This is a genomic window from Streptomyces sp. GL_141 (assembly GCF_057834385.1).
Window position 1 is genome coordinate 4,312,376 of the sequence record NZ_CM174402.1, and the last position, 15,613, is coordinate 4,327,988.

Annotated in this window: 15 protein-coding genes; 5 read left to right on the plus strand and 10 right to left on the minus strand. The window is 70.5% G+C overall.

Going from position 1 to position 15,613, the window contains the following annotated elements; all coding sequences use genetic code 11:
- Position 1 precedes the first annotated feature (1 nt).
- Entirely contained in the window at positions 2-871 is an 870-nt protein-coding gene (locus AC3IX6_RS18795; protein ID WP_375949808.1) for a M24 family metallopeptidase, read from the minus strand.
- A gap of 227 nt (positions 872-1,098) precedes the next feature.
- Here AC3IX6_RS18795 and AC3IX6_RS18800 point away from each other — a divergent pair, with 227 nt between their 5' ends.
- From AC3IX6_RS18800 to AC3IX6_RS18820, 5 genes are all read left to right on the plus strand, one after another.
- Positions 1,099-2,136, plus strand: coding sequence for an ABC transporter ATP-binding protein (locus AC3IX6_RS18800; protein WP_389689780.1), 1,038 nt, complete (start codon positions 1,099-1,101; stop codon positions 2,134-2,136).
- Positions 2,126-3,013 (plus strand): ABC transporter permease subunit, encoded by an 888-nt coding sequence (locus AC3IX6_RS18805; protein ID WP_489371254.1) that lies wholly within the window; start codon positions 2,126-2,128, stop codon positions 3,011-3,013. The genes AC3IX6_RS18800 and AC3IX6_RS18805 overlap by 11 nt, the downstream gene beginning before the upstream one ends.
- Positions 3,010-3,921, plus strand: a complete 912-nt coding sequence (locus AC3IX6_RS18810; RefSeq protein ID WP_250738573.1) for an ABC transporter ATP-binding protein — start codon at positions 3,010-3,012, stop codon at positions 3,919-3,921. The genes AC3IX6_RS18805 and AC3IX6_RS18810 overlap by 4 nt, the downstream gene beginning before the upstream one ends.
- Before the next feature lie 14 nt (positions 3,922-3,935).
- Positions 3,936-4,655 carry an ABC transporter permease gene (locus AC3IX6_RS18815; RefSeq protein WP_250738572.1) on the plus strand — a complete coding sequence of 240 codons (720 nt, stop codon included), beginning with the start codon at positions 3,936-3,938 and terminating at the stop codon, positions 4,653-4,655.
- An 89-nt stretch (positions 4,656-4,744) separates the two neighbouring features.
- Positions 4,745-5,386: a rhomboid-like protein gene (locus AC3IX6_RS18820; protein ID WP_489371255.1), complete on the plus strand. Its 642-nt coding sequence runs from the start codon at positions 4,745-4,747 to the stop codon at positions 5,384-5,386.
- 140 nt (positions 5,387-5,526) lie between these two features.
- On the opposite strand, the gene AC3IX6_RS18825 is transcribed toward AC3IX6_RS18820, so the two are convergent.
- The 9 genes from AC3IX6_RS18825 to AC3IX6_RS18865 all read right to left on the minus strand — a co-directional run bounded on the left by AC3IX6_RS18825 (position 5,527) and on the right by AC3IX6_RS18865 (position 15,418).
- Positions 5,527-6,339 carry an HAD family hydrolase gene (locus AC3IX6_RS18825; protein ID WP_389689788.1) on the minus strand — a complete coding sequence of 271 codons (813 nt, stop codon included), beginning with the start codon at positions 6,337-6,339 and terminating at the stop codon, positions 5,527-5,529.
- The gene (gene serS, locus AC3IX6_RS18830) at positions 6,336-7,613 is read right to left on the minus strand and encodes a serine--tRNA ligase (RefSeq protein WP_489371256.1); all 1,278 of its coding nucleotides are present in this window, start codon (positions 7,611-7,613) and stop codon (positions 6,336-6,338) included. The genes AC3IX6_RS18825 and serS overlap by 4 nt, the downstream gene beginning before the upstream one ends.
- Positions 7,614-8,140: 527 nt before the next feature.
- Positions 8,141-9,076, minus strand: coding sequence for a prephenate dehydratase (gene pheA, locus AC3IX6_RS18835; protein WP_383940088.1), 936 nt, complete (start codon positions 9,074-9,076; stop codon positions 8,141-8,143).
- A 42-nt stretch (positions 9,077-9,118) separates the two neighbouring features.
- Complete coding sequence (gene efeB, locus AC3IX6_RS18840) at positions 9,119-10,426, minus strand: iron uptake transporter deferrochelatase/peroxidase subunit (protein ID WP_489371257.1); 1,308 nt, start codon at positions 10,424-10,426, stop codon at positions 9,119-9,121.
- Between the two features lie 5 nt (positions 10,427-10,431).
- A complete protein-coding gene (locus tag AC3IX6_RS18845; protein ID WP_489371258.1) occupies positions 10,432-12,468 on the minus strand; it encodes a copper resistance CopC/CopD family protein in 2,037 nt (678 codons plus the stop codon).
- Positions 12,469-12,490: 22 nt separating this feature from the next.
- Positions 12,491-12,988, minus strand: coding sequence for a copper chaperone PCu(A)C (locus AC3IX6_RS18850; protein ID WP_489371259.1), 498 nt, complete (start codon positions 12,986-12,988; stop codon positions 12,491-12,493).
- Positions 12,985-13,638 (minus strand): SCO family protein, encoded by a 654-nt coding sequence (locus tag AC3IX6_RS18855; protein ID WP_489371260.1) that lies wholly within the window; start codon positions 13,636-13,638, stop codon positions 12,985-12,987. The genes AC3IX6_RS18850 and AC3IX6_RS18855 overlap by 4 nt, the downstream gene beginning before the upstream one ends.
- A gap of 127 nt (positions 13,639-13,765) precedes the next feature.
- Positions 13,766-14,491: a YcnI family copper-binding membrane protein gene (locus AC3IX6_RS18860; protein WP_489371261.1), complete on the minus strand. Its 726-nt coding sequence runs from the start codon at positions 14,489-14,491 to the stop codon at positions 13,766-13,768.
- Positions 14,492-14,602: 111 nt separating this feature from the next.
- Positions 14,603-15,418 (minus strand): hypothetical protein, encoded by an 816-nt coding sequence (locus tag AC3IX6_RS18865; protein WP_489371262.1) that lies wholly within the window; start codon positions 15,416-15,418, stop codon positions 14,603-14,605.
- Positions 15,419-15,613: the final 195 nt, after the last annotated feature.

Consider the following 15,613-nt stretch of genomic DNA (forward strand, 5'->3'; position numbering starts at 1 on the left):
CTCATGCCGCCTTCTCCTCAGCCCAGCGCCGCACGTGCGGCAGATCGTCGTCCAGCCAGTACGCGCTCTCCTCGGGGTCCCGGGAGTCGGTGACGACCAGGATCTCCTCGAACTTCGCGCCGGTGCCCCGGAAGCCCAGGTGCGGCTCCACCGCCCACAGGCCGGGCTGGGGCGGGTGGTCGGAGAAGCGGTACGGGCTCCACAGCGGGGACCAGCCCTCGCGGTGGCCGCGCAGGGCATCGGAGGCCAGCCCCTTCAGGGCCTGGGTGCCGAAACCGAACGCCGTCGGTGCCCAGCTCCGCTCCTTGACCCGGTCTATCTTGTGCGCGATGACGCCGAAGGGGTAGGCCCGGTGCCGGTTGGTGTACCCCTGGCCGATCATGAGCCGCTCCACCTCCTCGTAGATGTCGCGCAGGGAGCGGCGCTCGCGGACCTGGTCGAGGATCAGCGCGCGGTGCGCCTGCAGATCGGACATGAGCCGGTCCTGGACCGGGTTGAGGCCGAGGCTGCCCGAGTACCCGATGTCCGCGGTGTGGCCCTTGTAGACCGGGGCCATGTCGAGGATGAAGGGCATCCCCGGCTCCAGGGCCCGGTTCGTCGGGAAGAACTGCAGGGGGATCTTGAAGCCGGTGAAGGCGGTCCGGTCCCCGAACCACGCGAACGGCATGTGGAACCAGTCCCGCACCCCGCGCTCGCGCAGCCAGTCGCGCTGCATCCGCGCGGCCTCGCGCTCGGTCACGCCGGGGCGCAGCTGCGCCGCGACGGCCTCCGCGCACTCGTAGGAGAGGCGCTGCACTTCCTTGAACCCGCGCAGCTCGGCGGAGAGCTCCGTGGTGCGTCGCTTCGTGCGTTGCCTGGTGTCCCCAGCCATGCCAGCCGTCCGTCCATGTAGCCGTACGCGCCCGTAACTTGACACTGATGAATGTGACAATGACCGGAGATCACGTCAAGGCCCGTGCACGGACCTGTGGACAAACTTGTCCGGGACGCATCAGCCCTACGTCAGCCTTATGTCGGGGTCTGTAGTCCTGAAGGCGGAGAAAGGATCGAGCTCCAGGTCTGACGATCCGGGCCCGGCGCGCCACTAACGTCGTTCACGTGACTGTCATCGCGACCGAAAGCCTGAGCAAGCGGTACCCCCGAGTGACCGCCCTCGACCGGCTCTCCTTGGACATCGGCCCCGGAGTTACCGGGCTCGTGGGCGCCAACGGAGCCGGCAAGTCCACGCTGATCAAGATTCTGCTGGGACTGTCCCCCGCCACCGAGGGCACCGCCGCCGTGCTCGGACTCGACGTAGCCACCCATGGCAGCGCGATCCGCGAGCGCGTCGGCTACATGCCCGAACACGACTGCCTGCCACCCGACGTCTCGGCCACCGAGTTCGTCGTGCACATGGCGCGCATGTCCGGGCTCCCGCCGACCGCGGCCCGTGAGCGCACCGCGGACACCCTGCGCCACGTGGGGCTGTACGAGGAGCGCTACCGCCCCATCGGCGGCTACTCCACGGGCATGAAACAGCGCGTCAAGCTCGCCCAGGCGCTGGTCCACGACCCGCAACTGGTCCTCCTCGACGAGCCCACCAACGGCCTCGACCCGGTCGGCCGCGACGAGATGCTGGGCCTGATCCGCCGCGTCTACACCGACTTCGGCATCTCGGTCCTGGTCACCTCCCATCTGCTCGGCGAGCTGGAGCGGACCTGCGACCACGTCGTGGTCGTCGACGGCGGCAAACTGCTGCGCTCCAGCTCCACCAGCGACTTCACCCAGACCACCACGACCCTCGCGGTCGAGGTCACCGACTCCGACGCCCACCCGGACGGCACCGCCGCCCTGCGCAAGGCGCTCACCGAGGCGGGAGTGACGCTGCACGCGGGAGAGGAGGAGGGCCTGCCCGGCGCCGGCCACATCCTCCTCGTCGAGGCCACCGGCGAGGCCACGTACGACACCGTCCGCGACACGGTGGCCGATCTCGGCATCGGGCTGGTCCGCATGGAACAGCGCCGCCACCACATCGCCGAGGTCTTCCGCGACAGCGACGCGGCGGCCGCCCGGGCCGAGCAGTTCGCAGCCCAGTCCGCCCAGGCCACCGCCTGGGCCGCCACCCAGCAGAAGGGAGCCGGTTCCGATGGCGCCTGACACCTCGACCCAGATCCACAACATCGGCTACCGGTCCTACGACGGCCCCCGGCTCGGCCGCTCCTACGCCCGCAAGTCGCTCTTCGTGCAGTCCCTGCGCGGTGCCTACGGACTCGGCCGCTCGGCCAAGTCCAAGGTGCTGCCGATGCTGCTCTTCGCGGTGATGTGCGTTCCCGCGCTGATCCTCGTCGCGGTGGCCATCACGGTGCCCGGCTCCACCTCGCTGCCGATCAAGTACACGACGTACGCGATGACCACGCAGGTGATCGTCTACCTCTACCTCGCCTCGCAGGCACCGCAGTCCGTCTCGCGCGACCTGCGCTTCAAGACGGTGCCGCTCTACTTCTCGCGGCCCATCGAGCGCGTCGACTACGTGGTGGCCAAGTTCGCGGCCATGGCCTCGGCCCTGTTCATCCTCACGGCCACCCCGCTGCTGATCATGTGGATCGGCTCGCTCCTGGCGAAGTTCGACTTCGCCGACCAGACCAAGGGATTCGGGCAGGCACTGGTGTCGGTACTGCTGCTGTCGCTGCTCTTCTCCGGACTCGGCCTGGTCATGGCCGCGCTCACCCCGCGCCGCGGCTTCGGCGTCGCCGCCATCATCGCCGTGCTCCTGATCCCCTACGGCGCCGTGTCCGCCGTCCAGGCCATCGCCTACGAGACCGGCTCGACCGGCGGCATCGATTGGCTGGGCCTGTTCTCCCCGATGAGCCTCATCGACGGCCTGCAGACCGCCTTCCTCGGCGCCGACTCCGGCTTCCCCGGCAGCGAGGGCCCCTCGGGCGCCGTCGGCTTCGTCTACCTGCTCGTCATCCTCGGCCTCATCGCCGGCTCCTACGCCGCCCTGATGGCCCGCTACCGGAAGGCCGGGCTGTGAGCATCATCGACATCGACCACACCTCCCGCTGGTTCGGGAACGTCGTCGCCGTCAACGACGTGACCATGCGCATCGGTCCCGGAGTCACCGGCCTGCTCGGCCCCAACGGCGCCGGCAAGTCCACCCTCATCAACATGATGGGCGGCTTCCTCGCTCCCTCCACGGGCACCGTCACCCTCGACGGCACCCCGATCTGGCAGAACGAGCAGGTCTACAAGCAGATCGGCGTCGTGCCCGAGCGCGAGGCCATGTACGACTTCCTCACCGGCAAGGAGTTCGTCGTCGCCAACGCCGAACTCCACGGTCTCGACGAGGCGGCCGCCCAGCGGGCGCTGGCCACGGTCGAGATGGAGTACGCGCAGGACCGCAAGATCTCCACGTACTCCAAGGGCATGCGCCAGCGCGTGAAGATGGCCTCCGCCCTGGTCCACGACCCGTCCGTGCTGCTGCTCGACGAGCCCTTCAACGGCATGGACCCGCGCCAGCGCATGCAGCTCATGGAGCTGCTGCGGCGGATGGGCGACGACGGCCGCACCGTGCTGTTCTCCTCGCACATCCTGGAGGAGGTCGAACAGCTCGCCTCCCACATCGAGGTGGTCGTCGCCGGCCGGCACGCCGCCTCCGGCGACTTCCGCAAGATCCGCCGCCTGATGACGGACCGCCCGCACCGCTACCTCGTCCGCTCCTCCGACGACCGGGCCCTTGCCGCGGCCCTGATCGCCGACCCGTCCACCGCCGGGATCGAGGTCGACCTCAAGGAAGGCGCCCTGCGCATCCAGGCCGTCGACTTCGGGCGCTTCACCCAGCTGCTGCCGCGGGTCGCCCGCGAGCACGGCATCCGGCTGCTGACGGTCTCGCCTTCCGACGAGTCCCTCGAGTCGGTCTTCTCCTACCTCGTCGCGGCCTGAAGGAGCTGGCACCCATGTACAACCCCACCGTTGCCCGGCTCACCTACCGGGCCCTGCTCGGCCGCCGCCGCGCGCTGATCCTCTGTGCGCTGCCCGTCCTGCTGATCGCCATCTCCATCGCCGTGCGCGCCTTCACGGGCCTCGACGACAAGGTCGCCGCCGATCTCCTCGGCGGTTTCGCCCTGGCCACGATGGTCCCGCTGATCGGCGTCATCGCCGGCACCGGCGCCATCGGCCCGGAGATCGACGACGGCTCGATCGTCTACCTGCTCTCGAAGCCGGTGAAGCGCCCGACGATCATCCTGACGAAGCTGACCGTCGCGATCGCCGTCACCATGGTCTTCTCCGCGATCCCCACCCTGATCGCCGGCTTCATCCTCAACGGCAACGGCCAGCAGATCGCCGTCGCCTACACCGTCGCCGCCCTCGTCGCCTCGGTCGCCTACAGCGCCCTGTTCCTGCTGCTGGGCACCGTCAGCCGGCACGCGGTCGTCTTCGGCCTGGTCTACGCCCTGATCTGGGAGTCGCTCTTCGGCAGCCTCGTCGACGGCGCCAAGACCCTCAGCGTCCAGCAGTGGTCGCTGGCCCTCGCGCAGAAGGTCGCGGGCGAGGGGTACGTGGACGCCACCGTCGGGCTGCCCACCGCGGTGATCCTGCTCGTCGCGGTCACCGTCGGCGCCACCTTCTACGCCGGACAGAAGCTCCGCCGCCTGACCCTGGCGGGCGAGGAGTAGGACGTCCGCACCGGATGTTTCACGTGAAACAGTGCCCCGCCCGGCCCACCGGCCAGGCGGGGCACGGCTTTGCGCGAGATCATCGGTGCATGATCGAGTACACCGAGCCCGAGCCGTCCAGGCCAGTGCGGTCCTGGATACGCTCCGCGCCCGGCACCCACATCTGGCTGCTGATCATCGTGGTCACCAGCGTCGTGGTCGTGATCGTGCCCGACCATCTCGAACACGTGCTGCTCCACCGCAACAGCAGCAATATCCACGAGCTCGCCCGGCACCCCATACGGGCCCTGCTCAGCAGCGCGTTCTGGATCGAGGATCCGGCCTCGCTCCCGCTCTACTTCGTCCTCTTCGAGATCTTCCAGGCCAACGTCGAGCGTTGGCTCGGCACCCTGCGCTGGCTCTTCATCATCGCGACCGGGCACATCACGGCCACGCTGATCAGCCAGAAGCTGGTCCTGATGGCCATCCAGGACCACCGCGCCCCGCGCAGCATGGTCCACGTCGTCGACATCGGCGTCAGCTACGGACTCGCGACCGCCGTCGGGGTGCTGACGTACCGCCTGCCCGGCCCCTGGCGCTGGTTCTACCTGGCCGGGTCCGTGGCCTTCTTCGGACTCCCGCTCGTCAGCGACGGCACCTTCACCGACTTCGGCCACGCCATCGCCCTCGCCGTCGGCCTCCTCGCCTGGCCGCTGACCCGGCACCCGAACCCGCGCCGGAATCCCGGCTGACGGACGGAAATTCACTGGTACGAGGCGTGCGGCGGGGGCAGAGTGAGCCGTGCGGGGAGAAACAAGAAGGTCCGGAACGGCCACTTCGAGCGCGCTTCGCGGCGCGGGCCGTTCCGGACCTTCCTTCGTCTTCCGCTCGGTTACGCGGCGCCCAGCAGACGCTCCAGGACCACGGCGATGCCGTCCTCCTCGTTGGAGGTGGTGACCTCGTCCGCCACCGCTTTGAGCTCCGCGTGCGCATTGGCCATCGCCACACCGTGCGCGGCCCAGCCGAACATCGGGATGTCGTTGGGCATGTCGCCGAAGGCGATCGTCTCGGCCGCCTTCACCCCCAGCCGGCGCGCGGCCAGCGAGAGGCCGGTGGCCTTGCTCAGTCCCAGCGGCAGGATCTCCACGACACCGGGACCAGCCATGACGATGCCGACCAGGCTGCCCACGGTCTCCCGCGCCACCTGGACGAGGGCGTCCTCGTCCAGCTCGGGGTGCTGGATGTACAGCTTGTTCAGCGGAGCCGACCAGACCTCGGCGGTGTCCTCCAGGTAGAGCGCGGGAAGCCCCTCCTGGACCTGGTAACCGGGGCCGAAGAGCACCTCGCCCTCGACTCCGTCCCGGCTGGCGGCGAGCGCCAGCGGACCGACCTCGGCCTCGATCTTCTCCAGCGCCAGCGCGGCCAGCTTCCGGTCGAGCGTCACCGAGGTCAGCAGCCGGTGCGCACCCGCGTCGTAGACCTGCGCGCCCTGTCCGCAGACGGCGATGCCCTTGTAGCCGAGGTCATCGAGGACGTGACGGGTCCACGGCACGGCGCGGCCGGTGACGATGATGTGCGCTGCGCCCGCCGCGGTGGCCGCGAGGAGCGCCTCACGGGTGCGCTCCGAGACGGTGTCGTCGCCGCGGAGCAGCGTCCCGTCGAGGTCGGTCGCGACGAGCTTGTACGGGAACGGGGCCGTGCTCACTTGGTGATCGGCTCCAGGATTTCCCGACCGCCCAGGTAGGGCCGGAGCACCGGGGGAACCCGGACCGTGCCGTCGGCCTGCTGGTGGTTCTCCAGGATCGCGACGATCGTGCGCGGAACCGCGCAGAGCGTTCCGTTCAGGGTGGACAGCGGGGCGGTCTTCTTGCCGTCGCGGTAGCGGATCGACAGGCGGCGGGCCTGGAAGCCGTCACAGTTCGAGGCGGAGGTCAGCTCGCGGTACTTGCCCTGGGTGGGGATCCACGCCTCGCAGTCGAACTTGCGGGAGGCGGAGGCGCCCAGGTCGCCGGTGGCGACGTCGATCACCTGGAACGGCAGCTCCAGGCTGGTCAGCCACTGCTTCTCCCAGTCCAGGAGCCGCTGGTGCTCGGCCTCGGCCTCCTCCGGCGCGACGTACGAGAACATCTCGACCTTGTCGAACTGGTGGACGCGGAAGATGCCGCGGGTGTCCTTGCCGTACGTCCCGGCCTCACGGCGGAAGCACGGGGAGAAGCCGGCGTAGCGCAGCGGCAGCTTGTCCGCGTCGATGATCTCGTCCATGTGGTACGCGGCGAGCGGGACCTCGGAGGTGCCGACCAGGTAGAGGTCGTCGCCCTCCAGGTGGTACACGTTCTCCGCGGCCTGGCCGAGGAAGCCGGTGCCCTCCATGGCGCGCGGGCGGACCAGCGCCGGAGTGAGCATCGGGGTGAAGCCGGCCTCGGTGGCCTGGGCGATGGCCGCGTTGACGAGGGCGAGCTCCAGCAGGGCGCCGATACCGGTGAGGTAGTAGAAGCGCGAGCCGGAGACCTTGGCGCCGCGCTCGACGTCGATGGCGCCCAGGGACTCGCCCAGCTCGAGGTGGTCCTTGGGCTCGAAGCCCTCGGCGCCGAAGTCGCGGATGGTGCCGTGCGTCTCGAGGACGACGAAGTCCTCCTCGCCGCCGACGGGCACGTCCGTGTGGACGATGTTGCCGAGGCGCAGGAGCAGCTGCTTGGCGGCTTCGTCCGCCTCGTTCTGCTCGGCCTCGGCCGCCTTGACGTCCTGCTTGAGCTGATCGGCCTTCTTCAGCAGCTCGGCCCGCTCCTCCGGAGAGGCCTTGGGGATGAGCTTGCCGAGCGTCTTCTGCTCGTTGCGGAGTTCGTCGAATCGCATGCCGGAGGACCTGCGGCGCTCGTCGGCGGAGAGCAGTGCGTCGACGAGGGCGACGTCCTCTCCACGGGCGCGCTGCGAGGCGCGGACACGGTCAGGGTCTTCACGGAGCAGCCGGAGGTCAATCACCCCTCCAGGCTACCGGGCCGGGCTTCCGAGGATCGCACCGATATCACGCTGCGTGTCGCTTTGTCCTAATTGCCGCGAATGGAAAACTTCCGGCGGGAGACCGGAAGCGACCCTTCCGTGAGGGCCGATAAAACCTCCCCCATTCCCCGAAAAGGGGCGGAGCGGCAGCGATCGGGCGGCCCCTGAGCAGGAGGGGAGGGGCTTCCTTGTCCACAGGAATTCCCCAGGCGACCGGCTTATCCACAGGCTGTGTGCCGGATCTGTGGACACAGGAATAGATCATTCTCGACTGCGGAGCGAGCGAGCCCAATCAGGGTTCAAACCACCCTCACACACTCATTCGGGTGGGAATGACTCGCCCCAAAGAGTTGATCGGTGATACAGGGGTGACGCCGTTCACCTCCCGCTCGTCAGCGCGAAACCTGCGCCACCCGACCGATTTGTCGACCTTGTCGGGCTGCTCTGTCGACTTGTCCCCAGGTTCACACCGATCCCTGTGGATAACTCTGTGGACAGTGGACAGAGCGTTAGGGGCGCCCGTCGAGGCAACGCGTCAGCCAGTCCGAGGCCGCGGTGAAGTCGCCGTCGGAGGTGCCGGCCCGGGCGGCCTGGACGTCACCCTGAGCGACACCGGCGCGCGGGTAGGAACCGAGGAACCGGATCTGGGGACAGGTGCGCTTGAGACCCATGAGAGCCTCCCCGACCCGGCGGTCGGAGATGTGGCCCTCGGCGTCGACGGCGAAGCAGTAGTTGCCGATCCCCGCACCCGTCGGCCGGGACTGGATCAGCATCAGGTTCACCCCGCGGACGGCGAACTCCTGGAGCAGCTCCAGCAGCGCACCGGGGCGGTCGTCGCCCATCCACAGCACCACGGAGGTCTTGTCGGCGCCGGTCGGCGCGGCCGGGCGGGCCGGACGCCCGACGAGCACGAAGCGGGTCTCCGCGTTCTGCGCGTCGTGGATCTCGGTGACCAGCGGGACCAGCCCGTAGGTGGCGGCCGCGAACTCGCCCGCGAAGGCGGCGTCGAAGCGGCCCTCCTGGACCAGCCGGGCACCGTCGGCATTGGACGCCGCCGACTCCCACAGGGCGTCCGGCAGGTTCGACCGCAGCCAGTTGCGCACCTGCGGCTGGGCGACCGGGTGCCCGGTGACGGTCTTGACGTCCGACAGCTTGGTCCCGGGCCGCACCAGCAGCGCGAACGCGATGGGGAGCAGCACCTCGCGGTAGATCATCAGCGGTACACCGGCGGCCAGCTCGTCCAGGGTCGAGGTGACCCCGCCCTCCACCGAGTTCTCGATCGGGACCAGGGCCGCCGCGGCCTCGCCGTTGCGCACGGCGTCCAGGGCTGCCGGGACCGAAACCATCGGGACGAGTTCCCGGGTCGCGGCTTCGGGGAGGGTGCGAAGGGCGGCTTCGGTGAACGTGCCTTCGGGACCGAGATAGGTGAAGCGGGTGGCCGACATGCGATCAGCCTAATGCCGGGGCCCTGACGCCACCTGGGCTGTTCACCCTTCGAGCAGGCGTTGGCCCACGTACTCCCCGGCGCGTGCGCCGGGCGGCACCGCGTACAGGCCGCTCGACTCGTGCCGGATGAATTCCGACAGGGCGTCGCCGCGGTCGAGCTTGCGCTGGACGGGCACGAAACCGCGGGACGGGTCGGCCTGCCAGCAGATGAAGAGGAGCCCGGCGTCAGGGGTTCCGTCGGCGGCGATCCCGTCGTGGAAGGAGAAGGGACGCCGGAGCATGGCCGCTCCGCCGTTCTGCGCGGGCGCGGAGATCCGGGCGTGCGCATTGGAGGGGATGACCGGCTTTCCGTCGGCGCCGATCTTGTCGAGGGCCGGCGCGGTGGTCTCGCCGCCTCCGGTCAGCGGGGCGCCCGTGGCCTTCGTACGCCCGATGACCTGCTCCTGCTGGGCGAGCGACTGCTGGTCCCAGTGGTCGAGGAGCATGCGGATGCGGCGTACGACGGCGTACGAACCGCCCACCATCCAGGCGTGCTCCGGGGGCACGGTGCCCTGGACGAAGATCCGCCGGTCGAAGTCGGCCTCGGCGGGCTTCGGGTTGTTGGTGCCGTCGACCTGCCCCATGAGGTTGCGGGCCGTCATGGGGGAGGCGGTGGCACCGGGAGAGCGGTTGAAGCCGTTCATCTGCCAGCGCGGCCGGGCGGCCTCCCCGGCGTCCTTCTGCAGCGCGCGCAGCGCGTGGAAGGCGACCAGCGCGTCGTCGGAGCCGATCTGGACCCACAGGTCGCCGTTGCTGCGCTGGGCGTCGAGGCGGTCGGCGGAGAAGTCCGGCAGCGGGTCGAGGGCGGCGGGGCGGCGCGCGGTGAGGCCGGTGCGCTCGAAGAAGGAGTGACCGAAGCCGAAGGTCACCGTGAGGGAGGAGGGGCCGGAGTCGAGGGCGATGCCGGTGTCGGCGACCGGTGCGGTCTCGCCCGCCGTCAGCCGCCGCGCGGTATCGGACCAGCGCCGCATCAGGGCGGCCGCCTCGGTGCGCCCGGCGCCGGGCGCCAGGTCGAAGGCGAGCACGTGCCCCTTGGCCTGGAGGGGCGTGGTGATGCCGGCCTGGTGATCCCCGTGGAAGTCGACCCGGGTGGCACCGAGGCTGCCGGGGGCGCCGCCGGAGCCCGCCGTCCCGGACCCGGACACCTCGGACTGCACGAGGGCCCCGCCGGCGGCGCCGAGCGCGAGCCCGGCCGCGCCCGCGGCGCCGACCGTGCCCAGCAGGCGGCGCCGGGAGATCTCGATGCCGGGGTCCCTGGTGCCGCTCTCGCTGCTCGCAGTGCTTTCAGTGGGTGCGCTGTTCTGGGTCACGCTGGTCAGCCGATCTTCACGTTCTTCTGGACGGTCGTCTGGTCGATGTCGGAGGTGCGGACGGTCACGTCGATCCGCCAGTCACCGGTCAGCGGAAGCTGGACGCCCGATGCGGTCCAGTGCCCGGGCGCGGCGCGCTCGGGCAGGACCGGGAGGGGTCCGATCTCCTTGGCTTCCAAGGTGAACGACACCTTGAGCTCGGGCAGGTCGAGCGGCTTGCCGTCGGGTGTCTCGGCCCACACGTGGAGCGTGTTCGCACCGACGCGGCCCGGGTCCAGCTGGAGCCGGACCGATCCCTTGCCGTTCTGGCCGCCGGTGTCGAAGGGCAGCGTGACCTTGACCGCGCGGTCGGGAACGGCCGTGGCGGTGGACCCGCGGCCGGCCTCCAGCTCCGCGGCACGGCCGGGCTCGGTGCTGGTGAGGACGGTGGTGACGGCCAGCAGGACCACGGCGACACCGGCCTCGGCGAGGACGGACCGGCGCAGGCCGGCGCGGTCCGGGTCGGCGTCGCGGACCTGCTTCTCGCGCGCGGTGCGCCGGGCGGCGCTCTGGCGCGCGAGCTGCGCGGCGCGCTGGGGGTCGGAGGCGCCGGCGTCAGAGGTGCCGGCGTCGGCGGCCGGGGCTACGGACACGGCCGATGTTTCACGTGAAACATCGGAGGCGCTTTCCTCCTCCGCCTCGACCTTGTCCTCCCCCTCGGCCTTGCCCTCGACCGCGCCCCGGCCCCCGGCCAGCCGCGAGGTCCACTTCCGGGAGGTGTAGGCGATGGCGACGACGAGGGCGACGAGCCCGATCTTGACGAGCAGCAGCCGGCCGTAGTCGGTCCCGGTCAGAGCCGACCAACTGCCGACCTGGCGCCAGGCCTGGTAGGTACCGGTGCAGGCCAGGACGAGAACACTGGTGAAGGCGACGGTGGAGAAGCGCCGGATGGCCGCCCGCTCGATCCCGGGGACCTTGTGGAGCGCGACGAGCAGTGCGGTGAGTCCGCCGAGCCACGTGGCGACGGCCAGCAGGTGCACGATGTCGACGGGCATGGCGAGGGCGGGCTGGATACCGGTCGAGGCGTGCTCGGACAGAGCCCAGGTGGCGGCGATACCGCCCGCGACGACGGTCCCGCCGATGCCGAGCCCGAAGGCGAGGTCGCTCTCCCCCTTGGCGTCCTCTTCGGAGGCTTCGGCCCTGTCGGAGCCGTCCGGACCGCCCGGGCCGTCCGACGCGTGGCGCCGGGCGTAGGCGCCGAACAGCACGGTGATGAACAGTGCGGCCGCGCCGAGGAGAAGCAGCCGCGAGACGAGCGAGGCCCCGGACTTGGTCTCCAGGACGGCCTTCAGCCCGGCCAGGTCGAAGGCGTCGGCGAAGTTCCCCGACCCGGTGTACGGGTTGCGGAGCAGCAGCATCACCAGGGTGGCCACGGTGAGCGCGACCCAGGCTCGTACGACCAGCTTCTGCATCGGCCGCTGCGCGGCGCCCCGGCGCCAGCACAGCAGGATGAAGGCGGCGGCGCCGACGAGTACGGCGAACCCGGCGTAGGCCACGTAGCGCGCGATGCCGTAGGCGACGGCGACGGGCCCGTCGCCCGCCGTCCGTGAGGGCAGTGAGACGGCGGTCTCGGAGGGGGCTCCGATGGAGAAGGTGAAGGCGCCGGAGATCGGATGGCTGTCCGCGGATATGGCCTGCCAGGCGACGGTGTAGGTGCCGTCCGGCAGTCCCGGGCGCAGGGCGGTGCCGTAGCGGATGATGCTCCCGCTGCAGAGGTCGCGCAGCTCACCGGTGTCGACGCGCTTGCCCTGGGGGTCCAGGACGCGGATGGAGTCGCCGTTCATGGCGACCCCCTCCGAGAAGGAGAGCGTGATCTGGGCGGGCGCCGTGGCGACCACCGCCCCGTCCGTGGGGTCGCTCGCGGTCAGCGCGGCGTGTGCCGAGGCCGGCGCGGCAGCGGCGAAGAAGGCTGCCAGCAGAGCGGCGAGGACCACCGTGAGCCGCGGCAGGAATGCCGTGGCGCGGACGCGGGCCGTGGATGGGGTCGGGGCGGTGGCCGTCATGGCGTGTCAGTCCCTCGGTCCGTCAGTGGGCGTTGCCATCGGTGGATGTCGGAGCCTTGTACGTCCGCTCCTTGACGTCCAGCTCGACCTTGACCGGGCCGGACTTCTCGAAACGCAGTTCGACGGTGACCTTGTCGCCGACCTTGGGGGTGTTCTTGAGCCCCATGAACATGACGTGGTTGCCGCCGCGCTCCAGCTTCAGTTCGCCGTTCGCGGGCACGTCCATGGACTGCACCTGCTGCATCTTCTGATCCTTGGTCTCGTGGATCTGCAGGTCGTCGGAGAGGGTGCTGGTGGCGCCGATCAGCTTGTCGGCCGTCTTGGAGTCGTTCTTGATGACCATGAACGCGCCGGCCATCTTGTCGTTCACGGGCTCCGGCATGTAGCCGCCGCTGACCGTCAGCTTCGGCGCGTCACCGGAAGCGGACGCGGACTCGGAATCCGAAGAGCAGCCGGATATGGCGAGCGCGGCCGTCAGGGAGAGGGCGGCTGCGAGGGTGCGGGTGGTGCGGGCGTTCACGGGTTCTCTCCCTTGACGATCTTCGGCAGGTCCTTGGTGTAGTCATCGACGGTGGTGCTCTCGCCGTAGAGGAGGTATCCCTCGTCGGTCTTGGGCGAGAAGGCGATGACCTGGGCACCGTGCATGGAGACGACGTTGCCGTTGGCGTCCTTCGAGGCGGCCTCGATACCGATGCCGAGCGTGCGTGCGGCGGCCTGGATGGTGGCGAAGTCACCGGTCAGCCCGGTGAATGCCGGGTCCAGGCCCTGGAGCCAGGAGCCGAGGGACTCGGGAGTGTCCCGCTCCGGGTCGGTGGTGATGAAGACGACCTGGAGCTTGTCCTGGTCGGCTTTGGGGAGTGCCTTCTTGGCGACGGCGATGTTGCTCATCGTCAGGGGGCACACGTCGGGGCAGTGGGTGTAGCCGAAGTAGATGAGCGTCGGCTTGCCCTTGGTCTGCTCGCGCAGGTTCCACGGCTTGCCGGTGGTGTCCGTCAGGACGACGTCCGGCTTGTCGAAGGGGCGGTCGAGCACGGTGGCGGACCCGGCTTTCGCCTGGCTCTCGCTGATCTGGGTGACCTGGCCGTTCTTGGCCGGTTCACCACCGCAGGCGGTGAGGGTGAGGGCGGCCGCCGCCACGAGGGCGGCGAGCGTCACACGTGTGGTGCGCATGGGGAAGTCCCTGAGATCGGGGGTGGTACGGGTGGATCCGCGAGCCCGGCCGGCCCGGATGACCGGCCGGCTGCGCGAGATCGTCAGGTCAGAACGTCAAACGTCAGAAGGTCGAAAGGCCGGGCGGTCAGGAGGTGCGGCGGCGCGAGGCGACGCCGAAGGCCACGCCGCCGAGTCCGATGACGATGCCGGCGATGCCGAGGGCCCGCGCGGTCGTGTCGGAGCCGCTCTTGGCGGCGGTCGCGCCGTGGCCGTCCTTGTGGTCGGCGTCGGAGTTCTTCGCCTCGTCCGCGGGCTTCTTGGCAGCGTCGTGGTGGTCGGCGCCGGCGGCCGTCAGCTTCAGGACGGGCGCCGGGGTCTGCGGTTCGGCGGCGCCTTCCTTGGGCTCTTCGATCCAGCGGACGACCTCGCCGTTGTCGTAGGTCTGGATCGACTTGAAGACCATCTGGTCGGCGTTCTCGGGCAGCTTGCCGACGGAGACCGGGAACTGCTGGAACTTGCCGGGCTCGATCTTGCCGCCGGACCAGGTCACCTTGGTGACGACCTCGTTGACCTGCTTGCCGTGCACGGTGAGCGGCTTGTCGAGCTTGGTCTTCTCGACGGTGGACGTCCAGCCGGGGATGTCCTGCGGCATGACGGACGTGAGCGGCTGGTCCACGGGGAAGTTGACCTCGAGCTGCGTGGTCGCAGCGTTGTCGCGCTCGTTGGGGACCTTGAAGTTGAGCGTCGCGTAGCCGCCCTTGGCGGCCTCCCCGACGGGCTGCACGCCGACGTGGGCGAAGGCGGTACCGGAGAGGAGGAGGACGGAACCGGCGGCGAGGGCGGCGGCGAAGGAGACGCGAGAGGTCTTCATGGCAGAAACACTCCACGGAAGCTGTGGTGGCGGTGGCTCCGCGCGCGGCGCGCACGGAGTTCGCGGCACCGGTGCTCCCGTCGTCAAGTCCCGGGGAGGAGAGGTGCCGCTTCAGGCTGCGAGGGCGAATGCCGTGGGCGGCCCGCGCCTGATCACCGTGTGCTGGAGCGCGTCCCGGCCCGTGGAGAACGCGGGTCCGGTCCCGTGGCCCGCTGCCCGCGGGGTACGGGCGGGCCTGCCCGGAAGACCCGCGCCGAGGGCTCGTACGTAGGCCAGTGCGGCCCGCAGCCGGCGCACCGGTCCGGCTCCGGCGGAGAGCCTGGACAGTTCGAGGAGGCGGAACAGCGCGGCGTCGCCGCGCCCGAGCAGCCAGCCGGCGGCGAGTGCGGCCAGCAGGTGCCCGATCAGCATGGCCGGGCTGAGCAGCCCCACTACTGCGCCGGCCGGTTCCACCAGACCCTGCCCCATGTGGGCGTGGGCCAGGTGCCCCTGCGCCTCGGCCTGTGCGGCCACGGCGTCCGGGTCCAGCCCGGCGCTCTCCACGATCCGCCGGGCATCCGAGGGGTGGATCGGGACGGAGTTGCCCCCGCACACCAGTTGGGCGGCCAGCGCCGCGAGCGAGGTCTCCGAGGAGGTGCCGCTGCCCGTCGAGGCGGTGTGCTGGCCGAGGCCGAACACGGTGTGGAGCGCGAGCTGTCCGCCCGCGAGCGCGGCGGCGATGCCGGGCAGCGAGCGGCGGCGTGCCGCGAGCGGGGCCGCCACCGCGAAGACGGCGAGGAAGCCGGCGCAGAGGGACCACCAGGGCACCGTCGCGCAGGAGGCCAGTGCGTGCCCGACCGCGGACAGCACGACACAGACCGCGGTGAACACCGCGGCCCGGATCAGCCTGAGGCCGGGTCCGGCCTGCGTCGCGTGGGGGGCAGTCATGGCCGGGCCATCATCGCACTGGCCTTAGGCGCCGCATACGGCAGGTGCGACAGCCGGTTTGCATTCCCGCGCACGGATGCCCGGCCCGCGCCCGTGCACGTACACCCGGCCACGGACCCGTCCGCGCACCCCGGCACACACCGAGCACTCCCCCACCTGCGCTCGCCCGCACCTGCATACACCGCCGCCCGGGAG

Coding starts and splice junctions, on each gene's coding strand:
- AC3IX6_RS18805 (WP_489371254.1), top strand. CDS start 2,126: ATGGCGCCTGACACCTCGACCCAGATCCACAACATCGGCTACCGGTCC.
- AC3IX6_RS18815 (WP_250738572.1), top strand. CDS start 3,936: ATGTACAACCCCACCGTTGCCCGGCTCACCTACCGGGCCCTGCTCGGC.
- AC3IX6_RS18820 (WP_489371255.1), top strand. CDS start 4,745: ATGATCGAGTACACCGAGCCCGAGCCGTCCAGGCCAGTGCGGTCCTGG.
- AC3IX6_RS18845 (WP_489371258.1), bottom strand. CDS start 12,468: ATGACGGCCACCGCCCCGACCCCATCCACGGCCCGCGTCCGCGCCACG.
- pheA (WP_383940088.1), bottom strand. CDS start 9,076: ATGTCGGCCACCCGCTTCACCTATCTCGGTCCCGAAGGCACGTTCACC.
- AC3IX6_RS18795 (WP_375949808.1), bottom strand. CDS start 871: ATGGCTGGGGACACCAGGCAACGCACGAAGCGACGCACCACGGAGCTC.
- AC3IX6_RS18860 (WP_489371261.1), bottom strand. CDS start 14,491: ATGAAGACCTCTCGCGTCTCCTTCGCCGCCGCCCTCGCCGCCGGTTCC.
- AC3IX6_RS18855 (WP_489371260.1), bottom strand. CDS start 13,638: ATGCGCACCACACGTGTGACGCTCGCCGCCCTCGTGGCGGCGGCCGCC.
- AC3IX6_RS18865 (WP_489371262.1), bottom strand. CDS start 15,418: ATGACTGCCCCCCACGCGACGCAGGCCGGACCCGGCCTCAGGCTGATC.